Origin of the sequence: Mesorhizobium sp. SARCC-RB16n, assembly GCF_008520305.1 — a bacterium.
Lineage (GTDB): Bacteria > Pseudomonadota > Alphaproteobacteria > Rhizobiales > Rhizobiaceae > Mesorhizobium.
Genome location: NZ_ML703258.1, coordinates 148654 through 163141 on the forward strand (window position 1 = coordinate 148654; position 14488 = coordinate 163141).

Sequence of the window (14488 nt, forward strand, 5' to 3'; positions counted from 1 at the left end):
AACTCGAGCGATAAGGTTCGGCCGAGCGCAAAATGCTGGGGGCTCGCCGACCGACAAACGCAGAACGTCCGACGATCGGCGAAGCAGGTCTCTATTCGGCTGCGACCCGTGAGGACATCTGCAACGCCCGCGCCACGCCCGCGCCGTATGCCGGATCGGCCCGCGCGCAGTTCTCCACATGGCGCTGCTTGACGTGCGACCGTGCATCACCCATCGCGCGGGCGGTGTTATCAAACAGCACTTGCCGCTGCTGCGTAGTCATCTTGCGGAACAGGTTGCCAGGCTGCTCCCAATGATCGTCATCCACGCGATGGTCGTAATGCGCCGCGTCCCCGTCGAGCGGCAGCGCCGGCTCGGCGAAATCGGGCTGGTCGTCCCAAAGGCCGGCGCTGTTTGGATTGAAACTGATCGTTCCGCCGAGATTGCCGTCGGTTCGCATCTTGCCGTCGCGATGGTAGCTTTGGAACGGGCACTTCGGAGCGTTGACCGGTATATGATTGAAATTGACCCCAAGGCGGTAGCGCTGCGCGTCGCCATAGGAGAATAGCCGAGCCTGGAGCATTTTGTCGGGCGAGAAGCCGATACCGGGAACGATGTTGGCAGGGGAGAAACCAGCCTGTTCCACTTCGGCGAAATAATTCTCAGGATAGCGGTTGAGCTCAATCACGCCGACCTCGATCAGCGGGTAGTCGGCCTTCGGCCACACCTTGGTCAGGTCGAAGGGATTATGTTTGTGGGTCTCAGCCTGAGCCTCGGTCATGACCTGGATGAAGAGTGTCCAGCGCGGAAAGTCGCTCCGCTCGATGGCATCAAGGAGGTCGCGTCCGTTGCTCTCCCGGTCGCTCGCCACGAGTGCAGCCGCTTCGGCGTCGGTAAGGTTGGCAATGCCCTGATGCGTGCGGAAGTGGAACTTGACCCAAACACGTTCGTTGGCGGCATTGATCATGGAAAAGGTATGACTGCCGAACAAGTGCATGTTGCGGAAGCTCTTCGGGATGCCGCGATCGGACATGACGACAGTAACCTGGTGAAGCGCCTCGGGGAGCAGTGTCCAAAAATCCCAATTGTTGTCCGCGCTGCGCAGGCCAGTACGCGGATCGCGCTTGATGGCATGGTTCAGGTCCGGGAACCGCAACGGATCACGGAAGAAGAACACGGGGGTATTGTTGCCCACGATGTCCCAGTTGCCCTCTTCGGTGTAGAACTTGAGCGCGGTGCCGCGGATGTCACGTTCCGCATCGGCCGCGCCGCGCTCGCCGGCGACGGTCGAGAAGCGCGCGAACATTGGCGTCACCTTGCCGATCTCCGAGAAGATCTTGGCCTTGGTGTAGCAGGTGACGTCGTGCGTTACGGTAAAGGTTCCGTATGCGCCCCAGCCCTTGGCATGCATGCGCCGCTCCGGGATCACCTCCCGGTCGAAATTTGCCAACTTTTCGATTAGCCAAATGTCCTGCAGCAGCGCAGGGCCGCGCGGACCGGCGGTCATGATGTTTGTGTTGTCGGAGACCGGCGCGCCGGTGGCATTGGTGAATTTGGGGGTGGACATGTTGGGCTCCTTTTCTGTCACAAACGTTTTGGGCGCCGCGCCCGCATTTCGGCCGCTAAGTTCACGGTGGTCTCCTGCCCATGGTCTTGCTTGTAATTCAGCGAGCAAGGCGTCGCTTGGCGAGAGTTGCTGTTCTTCGCTCTTTCTTGCCCCAACGGTTGCTCAATGGATTACGCGGCCAGAGAAGGCGCGTCCCCGGGAACCTCAAGGCGCCGCAGCAGTTCGTGGCAATAGCGGCACGAATGAAGCAATGCCCGACAAGCTCGGATTCTGCCGAACATCGAGACTATCTCCAGCTTAGGCTTTGCAGGTGCCGTCAAATTGCAGTCCCATGAGCGAGAGCGCATCTATTTTTCGACCGAGTAGGAGCTGTTTGTAGTGTTGACCGAATACCCACCAATTCGCATCGTCAGCCCGCCTGACTTCGACCCAGGTACGGAACAGACATCAGGTTCCGCGCGCTTGGCAGCAGTCGCACCGCAGCGGGGCATCCAATCGACGCTGTGGGGCGGGTTGTTCGAGGTTAAGCCGGGAGCCCGCACGGGCATCCATCATCACGGAGAGCAGCAGACGATCGCCTATGTCTTGTCGGGCGTATGCGAAGTCCGCTGGGGCGCGAACGGCGAATATGCTGGGCACGCGAAAGCGGGCGACTTTATCCATGTGCCCGCGTTTTTGCCGCACATGGAAATCAATCCCTCAGATTTTGAAGCCTTTCGCTGGGTAGTCGTCAGGAGCACCTCAACCCCAATCGTCGTCAATCTTCCCGACCAAACGTGGCCGTAATCAAGGCTAGCTAGCTGTGAGCTTCAGGCTAGCCTGCCGTCCGTTCCATCGCTCTTACAATCGACGGCGAAAGAGCTGGCATCGGGGGTGGTGTCACATTCGTTATGGCTTTGCGTAATGGCGGTAACCGGTCGTCATGAGCATGTCCGCGGTCAGTTACAAACATCACCGCTTTCCACCACAGATCATCGCGCGGGCAGTTTGGCTGTAGTTCCGGTTCCCATTGAGCCTGCGAATGGTCGAGGAAATGCTGTTGGAACGCGGCATCATTGTTTCTTATGAAACTGTCCGGAAGTTCGGTCCCGCCTGAGCCCGGCAAATGCATCGCAAAAAGCCATCACACAGTGACATCTGGCACCTGGATGAGGTCGTAATCTCCATCGGCGGCCGCAACCACTGGCTCTGGCGCGATCAGGCTTCTGAAGAAGCAGGGGATCGCTCCAAACGCATCATCACCGATAAGCTACGATCCTATGGCGCGGCAGAACGTCAGGCGATGCCGGACGTCGAGCATCGCAGGGCTTCCGATCACCTGGAGGCTTGCAGCGTTTCATCTCGGTCTTTTCGACGCTGCGAAATCTCTTCGTTCCACCAAGCTACAAACGTTCAGCGACCGCCATCCACATCCACCGCCTGAAGGCCATGGCGGAATGAAGAGCCTGACTAAAATGCTGGCATGACTATCGTTCGGCTGCTCAACACAAAACTTTCCAAATAACGTGACAGTACCCACGGAACTGATGGAGAGGTTCGGCGTGATCGGTACGTCAGCGCCGACCCCTCGGCCCTCACAAGATTGACCAACTTTCAGGTGCTTTTCAGCTCGCTGGGGTCGATGGGGAGCGCGCGAATGCGCTTGCCTGTCGCGGCAAATATGGCGTTACAGATAGCCGGCGCAGTCGGCGGCACGCCGGGCTCGCCGACGCCGGCAGGCGGCGCGCTGCTCTCGACGATGTGGACGTGCGTCTCCGGCGTGATGTCAGTCCGCGCCACGTCATAGTCGGTAAAATTGCTTTGCTCGATGCGGCCGTCTTTGGCGGTGATGTTGCTGTAGAGCGCATTGCTGATGGCCATGATGGCCGCGCCTTCGAACTGCGAGCGCACACGATCGGGGTTAACGACCAGTCCGCAATCGACGGCCATATCGATGCGAGGGATCGCGATCTGCCCGTCATTGCCGATGGCCACGTGAGCGACAACGGCGACGTAGGTGAGGAAGCTGCGGTGGACGGCGACACCACGGCCGTGGCGCTGCGGAAGCGCCTCGCCCCACCCGCTATTGGCGACAGCGAGGTCGAGCACTCCGTGCAGCCGTGCCGTGTCGATCGGATACTGGTCGAGCGGAGCGCCGTAATTGGGGTAGTCGACCCCGATCGCCCTTAGATCGATGATGCGGGCGGGACCGATGAGCTCGCGGAGGTATTCGACGGGATCCCTGCCCGCGGCTGCCGCGAGCTCGTCTGCAAACGAGCAAACGGCGAAGGCGTGCGGCACGTTGAACACCGAGCGGTACCAGCCGATGCGGACATGGTTTTGCGCCGGGCCATTTTCGCACCGGACATTGGCGATGGCATAGGGCACGTCCATGAAGCCTTGCTGCAGCTCGCCCGCGGTCCCATAGGTCACGCTGGGTTGGAATGTCGCCTCGATCGGCGGGAATACGGTCCGGTGCAGCCAGGCCGTGGCGGCGCCGTTGCCGTCGAGGCCGGCCTCGATGTGCTGTGCGCAGATCGCGTGGAAATAGTCGTGCTGGATGTCGTCTTCACGCGTCCAGGTCACCTTGACAGGTGCGCCGATTTTCTGCGCGAGCCAGGCCGCCTCGGCGATGAAGTCATGCTTCGACTTGCGCCCGAACGCGCCGCCGAGCAGGGTCGTGTGGATCGTCACGTCCGACTCCTTCAGGCTGAGCACGTCGGCCACGGTCGTGCGCGCCCCTTGCGGGTTCTGGCTCGGCGCCCAGACCTCACACTTGCTGTTCTCGACGCGCGCGGCGGCCGCCGGAACCTCCATCGGAGCGTGGGAATAGTGGGGCACGAAATAGTCCGCCGAGACGCGCTTCGCGGCTGATTGCAGGGCGCCGTCGACATCGCCTTCGGCCCGTACGACACGACCTGCCTTCTGCGCGGTCGCCTCGAGCTCCTTGCGGTAGCTCGTGGTGTCGTAGCCGGCGTTCGCGCCGAAATCCCAGTCGATCTTGAGCTGCAGGCGGCCCTGCTGTGCCGCCCAGGTGCTGTTCGCAATCACGGCGATCCCGCCTAGCGGGTTGAAGCCGGACGGCGCCGGCGTCGCCGGTACCTCGACCACCTGCTCGACGCCGGGCACCGCCAATGCGGCCTTGCTGTCGAAGGATCGCACCTTTCCGCCGTAGACCGGACAGCGCTCGATCGAGGCGTATTTCATTCCGGGCAGCACGGTGTCGATACCGTATTTCGCCTGACCGCGCACGATGTCGTGTAGGTCGACAATCGGCACCGGCTTGCCGACGTAGCGGCGCGCCTGCGGCGATTTGAAATGCAAGGAGATGTGGTCGTCCGAGGGGACGGGCAGGCCGGCGGCCAACTTGACGAGATCGCCGAACGGCAGTTGCCGGCCGGTCGGCGTGTGGACGACCGCATGGTTGCGCGCGTGGCACTCGTTCGGATCGACGTGCCAGGTCAGAGCGGCGGCATCTTCTAGCATCTGCCGGGCGGTCGCTCCGGCGACACGCATGGTCTGGTAGAACTGGCGCATGCTCCGCGACCCGTCGGTATTCTGGTCGCCATATTTCGGATCGCCGTTTGCCTGGAGGACCTTGACGCGCGACCAGTCCGCCTCGAGTTCGTCGGCGAGCACCATCGGCAGCCCGGTGCGGATGCCGGTCCCCATCTCGGAGCGGTGGGCGACGATCGTGACCAGCCCTGTCTCATCGATGCCGAGATAGACGTTGGGCTCGAAGGACGCGCCTTCGGCCGCCTGCGCTACCGGAAATTCGCGAAGCCCCGCGTGCATGCCCAGAACAAGGGCGGAAACGCCCGCGCCAGCCTTGAGGAGGTCGCGGCGGCTCAGATTGATGATGTGCGTCATTGACTTAACGGGCCTTGCTGGATGACTGCGTCGAGGCGTGGAGGTCCGTGGCCGCCGTGATCGCGGCGCGGATGCGCTGATACGTACCGCACCGGCAGATGTTGCCTGACATGGCGTCGATGATCTGCTGTTCGGACGGATTCGGCGTCTGTTTCATGAGATCGGCGGCCTGCATGATCTGACCCGCCTGACAATAACCGCACTGTGGAACGTTGTGCGCGACCCAGGCCTGCTGGACAGGATGGCTGCCGTCAGCGCTCAGCCCCTCGATAGTGGTGACCTCGTGCCCCGCGACGTCGGCGAGTGCGGTCATGCAGGATCGTGTGGCGCTGCCGTCGATGTGCACGGTGCACGCACCGCAGGCGCCCACGCCGCATCCGAATTTGGTGCCGGTCATGCCGAGAATGTCGCGGATGACCCACAGCAGGGGCATTTGCGGGTCGGCATCGATATCGTGCGCCACTCCGTTGATCGAAATGCGAGGCATTCGAGACTCTCCGTGACTGGGATCGGGGATACGCTTGGCGGGCGCGCCTCAGGGCTTGAGCGTGCCGAGATAGGCAATGATGTTCTGGCGATCCGCCGGATTGGGAACGCTGATGAACATCTTGGTGCCGTGGACGAAGCCATTGGGATTCTGCAGGAACTTGTCGAGCGACCCGTCGTCCCAGGTCACGCCAGCGTTTTTGAGGCTGACGGAATAGTTGAAGCCGGCTACGGTTCCGCTCTTCCTGCCGACAACGCCTGCCAACGAAGGACCGATGCGGTTCAAGCCGGGGCTGTTGGAGTGGCAAGCCGCACAGTGGCTGCCGAAAAAAGCCTGACCCGCCGTGGCGTCAGCGGCGGCACCGGGCTGGCTCGTGCCGAGCAACTGGGCTGCAACGAGCAATGGCAGCGTGCTCAAACCCGTGACTGAGTGCGGAACCGAGGCGGTGTAACGCATGGTATCGCTCATCTCCGATGCGAAGCTCGCCTGTTGTACCGGACGTGACGAGCCGACGATTGCTGGAGCTTGCGGAGATTGTGCCGATCTTGCCAAAAGGCGGAACCGCGACTCGGCTGGCCGAGACCTCATTCCTACCTTCTGTTCTGGGCCGAGAACCGCCGGCGATGCTCTCACATCGTGACGCGACGGAACTGGACGGCCCGATCGGAAGGCAGGATGCAACAGCCGCCGTCCTCGATGATCCTAGCGTGTTGCTGACCCGTGTACACCGGATCGGCATAACCCGGGCCAGCTGTGTGCGGACAATTGGCGGCTACTTATCGTCCTTCCGTTCAGTCGGGCGCGACGTCGTTTCGAGCCCCGACAGAATTTCGTACTGGCGCGGCAAGGCCGCATCATCGATATGGATGCGGGCATCGACGGTGTGCAGTCCGCAATTGTCTATAGCTGTCCGGAATTAAGCGGGGCTGCGGAGGTCGTGTGCGGCGTCGTTTCGGCTCTCGTGCAGAAGCTTGAGCACATCACGGCCGGCGCCGCGGGAATCGTCGGGCTGTGGGTCGCCGGCATTGCCGGTAAAGCGTTCGCCGGCAACAACGCGTTTCTGTGCTGGTTGATCGCAGCCATCGGCGCCCTGGGCATTCTGTGCATCTTCCTTCAGCGGTGGCGCGATGTCGATTGGCTGCTTGGAACCGTGGTTGGGCTCATCGTCGCTTTCTCTGCGGCGCGCGCCGGCGGCTCGGCCGACCCCAATGCGATCCGCCCGATGATCGCGTCGGTCATCGACGGCATGTATGTCGCGCTCTATGCGACGCTGCTCGGTATAATCACGAACCAGAGGCTTAAGATCAATCTTCGCCTGTCGATGGATGAGGAAACTCTCACGTCTGGCTCGACACCGCGCTCTTGATGCTCGGCGGCTTCGTCATCATGACCATGCTCATGATGACGGTGATGAACCCGCCAGCCACGGCGAACGAAACCGATGGCGTCACGGCGCCCGGAAACGTCGCCGTCGAGATGCAATGGCCCGGCAAGCTTGACGCCGACGTCGATCTGTGGGTCCAGGCGCCCGGGGATGTGCCGGTCGGCTACTCCAACAAGAGCGGCAAGGTGTTCGATCTGCTGCGCGACGACCTGGGCATGACGCCGGACCGATTCCCACCATGAAGTTGCCTATTCGCGGGGGGCTCCCGCTGGCGAATATACCATCAATGTTCACATGTATCGTGGTGTGAACGTCACATATCCCATCCCGGTGAAGGTCACCGTCAGCGTAAAGCCGGATGCCACCAAGTCGTCCACGCCGCTGGCCACAACGACGGTCCAGCTGCGCAAGCCCAACCAGGAGCTTACCGTCTTGAGATTCCGGCTCGATTCGGCTGGCCAACTGGTGCCGGCAGCATCAACAGCATCTTCAAACCCCCCGCGCGGCGGCCTCCCAATGATGATCGCTCCCGTCATATTCGCCCTGCTGCTCGGGGCGTTCATCTTCGCCATCCTGCCGCATGCAGGCATTGCCCGCCGCACCCTCTCGGTCGGCATCTTCCTGGCGCTGATCACTGTGGTCTATGTCGGCGCCAGCGAGCTGCTTGGCCGCCCCAAGCCGCTCGCGCTCGAGTGGCGCGACACGGCAACAGCCCAAGTGGTGGGCGCCGTTCCGATCGAGAACGAGGCCATCTACGTATGGCTCACCACGGCTGGCTCACCTGAGCTGCGCGCCTACGTACTGCCCTGGAGCCAGCAGGCGGCCCAACAGCTTCAAGATGCGATGGGCAAGGCGGAAGCCGACGGGCACTGGGATAGAGATGAAGATGCAGGCCGCCGACGCCGGTCTCGATACACGCGAGTCGATGCTACGCACGGCCGCAACCGGCCCTGCCGGCAAACGACTACCAAAGCGGCGTTTCGTCCCCTCGCTATACACAGCCGGGCTCGTAGCCGAGTTTTTCGCTTCGTGCTCCACTCCTGCAGCTTGGAAGATGGCGCCGTGGCGCATTTGTGTCCGCCCAACAGCGCCGCGACAGTGCCCAGTAGGGCGCCCTGATGCATACAACAAGGCATGAGGGGACAATCCTTTGGATGATTATAATTTGCCGCGGGCACTCCTACCTGGGTTGTGGGCCGAGAACCGCCGGCGATGAACCCCGCATCGCGACGCGACGGAACCGGACGGCCCGCAGATGGAACGCGAGGCGAAGCAATCGCCCCTCACCCCAAGAAAAAAGGAGGCGCAATCATGCGCTCTTTCAGGACTCTCAAGACAGTAACCCTCATCACCCTCCTCATCACTGTTCCGTTCGCCGGCGCCTATGCCAACGTGACGCCGACCTCGATTGCCGATCAGGCGCAGGGTGTGGACCAAGGCATCGCTGACGCAAGGCAGCAGAACACGATCACGCCGGCCGAGGCCCAAAGGCTGCACATACAGGTAGTTCGTATCACCCAGGCCGCCGAAAGAACGGCCGCCGAGGACCACGGCAAGATACCGGCTGCCCAATCTCAGCAATTACTGCGAAGGCTTGATAATCTCGACCAGAGGCTCATGGTCGATACCGGCAGTGGCTTCGCCATTAACGACGACAATCACGACGGAAATTATCCGAACTGAAGTCACCAGCGCCAGCGCGCCCCAAAAAGGACACGCTGGCTCTGAAAGATCATTCAGCGCGAGATGGTCCAGGCCGCCCACAGCCTGGGCTGCGCTCGAGGCCGGTGAGCTTAACGCGCAGGATGAAACACGTTTGGCCTTGGTAACCGGACATTGCTATGACGGTTTCGGCGCAGGCTCAGCCAAGGGTGTGATCGACTTGACCTTCCACCGGTCACCGTTCGTAGCAATCAGCCAATAGTCTGTGCCGATCATTGCAATCTGGCCGCACCAACTCCCTTTCCGGGTTGGGCCGGCCATGAAGTGTACGCATACCTTGTCGCCCTCAAAGGCATACGTTCCCGTACTATGGTCCTTCGTACCGACGGAATCGTATTTCCCATCAGCAAAGTACGTGGCAACACTGTTGCCCTTGCCCAGGTGAAGGACCTTCCCGACGATCAGTGTCTTGAGCGCGTCGTTGGGAAGCGGGTCAAAGCCTGCGGTGCTTAGCGTCGTCATAGAAGAAGCCGGGACCGAGGCAGTATTCGGCGAAGGCGACTGGCATGCGCTAACCAACGCTACGGACGCCAGCACAAGAATGCGTTTCACAGATTGGGACCTCCGCGCAGACAACCTCACCGCACAGGGCGATGAGACGGTGACGTTTTTATGTCAGCTCTTTAGCTCAAATGATCGCGCATAAAGCAGACGATTCCGGTACGAGGGGATAGAAGCAGAGCGCGGCTTCTGCACCTTCTCGGATGGCACACAGCGAACGGCATTAGAAATCGACATCGCGCCAACGCCGGAAGTAGACACAGAATGCCCAGGGCGCCGATGGCCGCGATCTGCCAGTAGAGAAATGCGTTGTCTCCCTGAAACTCGTTCTGAACTGCTCCAACGGCAAGCAAGCTTACAACAGAGCAAGGCCGGCGCGCTATTATGCCGACGTATGAAACGGGCACCCCTTCGGACGTCACTGACCGGAATCGACAACAGAGACTCTATTAGGGTTGTATGACGCCATGCACCCTGGACGCGACGGCAAGGCTGCCAAGAAAGCCATCGCGCGGTCCTCTTGCAGCACGCCGCGGCCAGTGAAGGTGATTGACCCCGCTGACGCAAATTCTGTCACTGGCTTTGCGAATGGCCATCCCACGGCGGATCCAAAGCGAAGCCGTGCTCCGCGCCTTGAAATTGCACGCGCGTAATCTTACTCCCGGGAACGCCACGGGCATCGTTGCCGGAAAGCATGGCGAGCAGATAAAAGGCGCCGAGCTCACCCTCTACGTAGACGCCGGCTCCGCCTCGCCCCGACGGATTGCCTCCAGAGGGTATGTCAGTGGTGGTTGACTTCATGCTCGGGCTTGTTCGGGATTGTGGAGGTCAGCATGGTTCACAAGCGCTTCTACGATGCGCAAACTCCTATGGTCGGACAGTCGCATCGCACCCAAAGACGTCACTCCCAGTCCAGCCGCTCAGCACTCTCGTCATGACGGTGCGCTTGAGCTTCGTAGCTGTCCGCGAGAGTGTCGAGAGCCTTGGCGGTATGTGGATGGTCGAAGGAGATGGCCTTCGACCAGTTTCGGTACTTTTCAGCCTCCTGACGCTCCAGATTTCCGCCATCGCGCGGCGATCGCATCGTAACGCCACGCCGATTGCTCTTACCGACTACAAAACCATTGATCATCGGTTTGCTGCGAAAGAGATCGATAACGTCGCGCACCGCTTCGTGCGGCCAGTTTCCGTCCGCACCCAACGGGGAAGCAGCCAACACGTTGCCAATCCGACTATCGGCGATATCTTCCCGGCCCGCTGCTTTGGCTAGCGAGCGAGCTTCCTTGATCCACGTCTCTAGAGCTGTGGCGTCTATCGCGCCATCGTCCTGAGTCCCAGGAAGACGATCCCACTCATCGAGCAACCGATAGGCTTGGTTTGCGACCGCGCGGGCTCGCTCCGGATTTTCCGGCTCTGCGTCAACGACGCCGCTCTCCTCTCTTGCCTTGAACACAACGCTGAGCATTTCAACGAAGAAGGATGGCTGTTCTGAAAGCGCCTTCAGCAATACCTTCGGCGGTCGGCGTGAACGGGTCAACACCGGCAGGTAGGTCCACTCGACCCTGGCCAGCATCTTCGTGTCTACGTCGCTCCGATTATCCAGCAGTTGAAGAATCTCTGCGGCGTAGTGCTGGAACATTGTTGCTTCGTTCCTGTCGTCAGCATTTTCGAAGGGTTGGCTGGCCGCCTCGAGCAGGACCTCGAGGAGAAGATCGGAAGGAAGATCATTCTGGTTGTCGCGTCCCGCAAGCGGCAGAGCGTGACGAGCACGTCCGACCGAGATCAGCTTGCGGATTGCGAACCCCACCTCCTCGCTACCTTCGCTCATCCAGAATACTGGTGTTTGACGCCAATAAGCCTCCTCGATTTCTGCGCCAGCCTGGGCCGCTTGGTCCCAGGTCCACCGCCGACCGGGCAGCGCACGCAGGATTGTAAGCAACGCAGTGTCGCCCCAAGCCTGGTCCTTTGCCTTGGCAATCAAGGCCGCAGCCCAGGGCTCTTTTCGGTCCGCAAAGGCTGATATGATCAGGCCGTGAGCGAGAGCGCGTTCGTGCGCGTCGTCGCTTCGAACAGCCGCGTCCAACAGGGATTCAAGATCGAGCTCTGACAGGCCGTTATCATAGAGGGCCTTACCGATGTAGCCAGCCGTGCCGACCATGTGCGATAGCGCCAGGATGGTCGAAACCCCGCCTTCCGCGAACAAGGCTTGGGCAGCCCGGCGCCTCGCCAGATCGACGTCACGTTCTTCCGTCTTCCAGCCCTCAGTCGAGGGGTTTGGCAGGGTGACTTCCTGTTCGAAGAGCCATGCGGCGCGCTCTATCGGATCGGCGGGCGCGAAGCGGTCGTAGATTGCTTCGAGTCGGTCAAGCACTTCGCTAGGCATCGACCACTCGGCGTCCGGAAACTGCCGATGGTGATGGAGCACACGACGCAGGGTCGCCCATATTGTCGCGCGATCGACCTTTTCTGTAATCTTCGGTTCGGCCGCTTCCAGTGCCGCAAACCCACCTTCGGGGTTAGGCGACAAGTCGGCGAACCGCTCGAGCAGTGCCGTCCATCTGCCGGCGTCGAGGCCAACGTCAGCGAGCAGACGTTCAGTGATAGCTGCGGCCCCACGGCCGATGAGGTTCCAGGTAACGACCTCGCTCTCATCAACTGTGAAATCACGCCACAGCGGCATCGGAGTCGGCGAAGAAGAGTCGTGGCCCTGCGGCAGGATGCTCAGCATAAGCTTCCACGCGGAGTCGCTCTCCTGTTTTCGAATCAAGTCGAGCGCCTTCAGCCGCAGATCGAGTGGCGCAAATGTTTGTGGGATCCAGAGAAGGTGGATCTCACGGAGGCTGTTTGCGGGTCGGTTGGCATATTGTCCCGGTGGATTGTCGATGGCGTCTAGGCGAGCCAGGACATGGGTCACTCGGGGCATTAGCTCGGGCGACCAGGCCAAGGACTCCAGGGCCCAAAGCAGGTCTGATAGATGTTCAGTACCGAACATCCCTTCATCTGATCTACCGAACAAGGCGCGGATAGGCGGATCGTTTAGATCGAGGCTATCTTCAACTGCGCTTAGGAAGGCGCTCGGTGACGCCTCAGCAAGCAGTCGGAAATCTCGAGAGAGCGACCACCATCGTTGTTGAGTGGCATTGGCTAGCAGCTTGGCAACGATATTGTCGGCACGGCGTGCGGTGTCTGGGACAATGCTCACCTCGTCGCCCCACAGCGCGAGCAAGATCAGTACCTGTCCGATTCCATGACGCAACATTCCCGAATAGTCAGGATGAATGCCTCGAACGTCCGCCAACCAGCGTTCGTCGGGATTCATTTCGAATCTCGGGTCGGCAGATCCAAGCACAGCGTGAGCCGCGTCCTCGAAACGCTTGATGTCGACGCTCGTGAGGTGCCGCGCGAGCCAAAACCATGCGTCTGGTGGCGACGCTATGCGCCAAGTTGAGCCGATCTTTTGCAGTGGGCTGTCGAACTTGCCCACATAAGGGACCAGATCGCGAATGATAGCGTCATACGGCTGATCTGCGAGCTCGGATAGTCGAGCCCGATCGTGCTTCGCGTTCTCATCCCAGCCGCCGGCGAGAAGTGCTGCCAGCAAAGCTTGGGGCGGTGTATCTTCCGCCCACTGCGGCTGGCGTCCTGCCGCCGCAGGAATACGACGACGCAGGACAGCCAGGTTGCGGGCACTGTCGCGCGCGAACGCCTCGGCACGAGGCTCGGTAATGCCCGCCGCAATCAGGGCGCCGGCGATCCCTTCGCGCGATGGTCGCGGGAGCGAACGGACTTCGCCTCGGGAGATCGGTCGCTCGTCATAAGTTTGCAGCACATAGTGCCCGCGTTCCGTCAGCGAGTGTGCCAGGCCGGAGTCCGGTTCAGTCAACACGATAATCAAGGGGGGTGGGGCGTTAGCCAGTGCCCGCGCAGCTCCCGCAGTCGTCGCCACAAGACAGCGAGCTCTATAGGCGGCTGCCATATCCTCCGGTAGCATCGCGAGCGTGGCATAAAAAAACGCCACCGCCTCATCGGTCGTTGTGGCTTGAACGGAGAAGACAGACGGCCCACCGCGAAGCCAACGGAGAACGTCAGCGGCGTCTTGGTCCCGATCGCTCAGCACCAAGTCTCCTGTCAGAGGCCATTTGGTTGCGAGCGACCACTCTTCCCAAACTTCGTCGAGCTCGCGTGTGCCTTCCGGTCGTTTGCCCAAGCGAACCGCCAGCCAAAGTCCAACCGCCGGCGTTTGTTCGATCCAGTGAATGAGGTCATCGGCGTCATACACGCGTACCCTTGACCAGTGGCCTTCCTCCTCTCGGGCCTTCGCCCATTTATCCTTGCCCGGCCAGTGGCGAGGTGTGACGAACACAAAGGTCGCGTTGGCTGGATTTAGCGGCGCCGGTTCGTCAGTTCGCTTACGATAGTCCTCTGTCGCCTTCTTCTCGATATCGCGGCGCTGGCTGCCTATCTCCCAGCCGGCTTCGCCCTTCGGCACGTAGGTGCTTCCGATTTCGGTGGTCGTCCGTCCGTCCCAGCCCGGATGGCGAACACCCTCGTCTGCTGGGAAACGAAGGTGGACCGTCGTGCCGCAGGTTGCGCGGATAAGACTGGCGAGAAGAGTTGGCAAGCTAACCGCACCGTCGGTCCGGTCCGCCCAGTCCGAGAGATCCTCGGCGCTCACCCAACGGATGGGTGCGCCGGGGCGTTCGGATGTGGTGATATTCGGGACCGCCGGTCCGATCACCGCCCCCGTTGGAAGGAACCGAATACCGGCGCCTTCAAGCGCGGTGCGAATCGCTTGGGCATTGTTGGCGACCGGGTTCCGTTGGCCTCTCTCGAAGTCCGCTACAGTCGACGTTGCCACCCCGGCTTGCTTGGCCAGGTCCTGTTGAGACCACGCCAATAGGGCCCGCGCGGCTCGCACGAGCTTGGGGGAGAGATCGGATTGAGAACTTTGTTGCGCCATGGTCATAAGAAATATATGACATCAGTTGAGATTTCCAAA

The 14488-nt window shown here is 61.1% G+C and carries 11 protein-coding genes and 1 pseudogene; 6 read left to right on the top strand and 6 right to left on the bottom strand.

Features of this window, described 5'->3' with window-relative positions; genetic code table 11:
* Window positions 1-91 precede the first annotated feature (91 nt).
* Window positions 92-1567: a catalase gene (locus C7I87_RS06130; protein WP_373424644.1), complete on the bottom strand. Its 1476-nt coding sequence runs from the start codon at window positions 1565-1567 to the stop codon at window positions 92-94.
* Between the two features lie 360 nt (window positions 1568-1927).
* Here C7I87_RS06130 and C7I87_RS06135 point away from each other — a divergent pair, with 360 nt between their 5' ends.
* Window positions 1928-2332, top strand: coding sequence for a cupin domain-containing protein (locus C7I87_RS06135; protein ID WP_188393751.1), 405 nt, complete (start codon window positions 1928-1930; stop codon window positions 2330-2332).
* 136 nt (window positions 2333-2468) lie between these two features.
* Window positions 2469-2986, top strand: a pseudogene (locus tag C7I87_RS06140) (transposase).
* 153 nt (window positions 2987-3139) lie between these two features.
* Here the strand turns inward: C7I87_RS06140 and C7I87_RS06145 are convergent.
* From C7I87_RS06145 to C7I87_RS06155, 3 genes are read right to left on the bottom strand one after another with little or no spacing between them, the layout of a single operon-like run.
* Window positions 3140-5395 (bottom strand): xanthine dehydrogenase family protein molybdopterin-binding subunit, encoded by a 2256-nt coding sequence (locus tag C7I87_RS06145; RefSeq protein ID WP_149903370.1) that lies wholly within the window; start codon window positions 5393-5395, stop codon window positions 3140-3142.
* A 4-nt stretch (window positions 5396-5399) separates the two neighbouring features.
* Complete coding sequence (locus C7I87_RS06150) at window positions 5400-5882, bottom strand: (2Fe-2S)-binding protein (protein ID WP_149903371.1); 483 nt, start codon at window positions 5880-5882, stop codon at window positions 5400-5402.
* A 48-nt stretch (window positions 5883-5930) separates the two neighbouring features.
* Window positions 5931-6338, bottom strand: a complete 408-nt coding sequence (locus tag C7I87_RS06155; RefSeq protein WP_149903372.1) for a c-type cytochrome — start codon at window positions 6336-6338, stop codon at window positions 5931-5933.
* Between the two features lie 406 nt (window positions 6339-6744).
* On the opposite strand from C7I87_RS06155, the gene C7I87_RS06160 reads away from it, so the two are divergent.
* The 4 genes from C7I87_RS06160 (at window position 6745) to C7I87_RS06175 (ending at window position 8949) form a co-directional block, all read left to right on the top strand.
* A complete protein-coding gene (locus C7I87_RS06160; protein WP_149903373.1) occupies window positions 6745-7248 on the top strand; it encodes a MotA/TolQ/ExbB proton channel family protein in 504 nt (167 codons plus the stop codon).
* The gene (locus C7I87_RS06165; protein ID WP_149903374.1) at window positions 7248-7508 is read left to right on the top strand and encodes a hypothetical protein; all 261 of its coding nucleotides are present in this window, start codon (window positions 7248-7250) and stop codon (window positions 7506-7508) included. Before C7I87_RS06160 ends, C7I87_RS06165 begins: the two co-directional genes overlap by 1 nt.
* A gap of 52 nt (window positions 7509-7560) precedes the next feature.
* Window positions 7561-8385, top strand: coding sequence for a hypothetical protein (locus C7I87_RS06170; protein ID WP_149903375.1), 825 nt, complete (start codon window positions 7561-7563; stop codon window positions 8383-8385).
* 192 nt (window positions 8386-8577) lie between these two features.
* Window positions 8578-8949 carry a hypothetical protein gene (locus tag C7I87_RS06175; RefSeq protein ID WP_149903376.1) on the top strand — a complete coding sequence of 124 codons (372 nt, stop codon included), beginning with the start codon at window positions 8578-8580 and terminating at the stop codon, window positions 8947-8949.
* A 156-nt stretch (window positions 8950-9105) separates the two neighbouring features.
* On the opposite strand, the gene C7I87_RS06180 is transcribed toward C7I87_RS06175, so the two are convergent.
* Together C7I87_RS06180 and C7I87_RS06185 are read right to left on the bottom strand one after the other, a co-directional pair.
* Complete coding sequence (locus tag C7I87_RS06180) at window positions 9106-9540, bottom strand: hypothetical protein (protein WP_149903377.1); 435 nt, start codon at window positions 9538-9540, stop codon at window positions 9106-9108.
* A gap of 850 nt (window positions 9541-10390) precedes the next feature.
* The gene (locus C7I87_RS06185; protein WP_149903378.1) at window positions 10391-14455 is read right to left on the bottom strand and encodes a helix-turn-helix domain-containing protein; all 4065 of its coding nucleotides are present in this window, start codon (window positions 14453-14455) and stop codon (window positions 10391-10393) included.
* Between the last annotated feature and the right edge of the window lie 33 nt (window positions 14456-14488).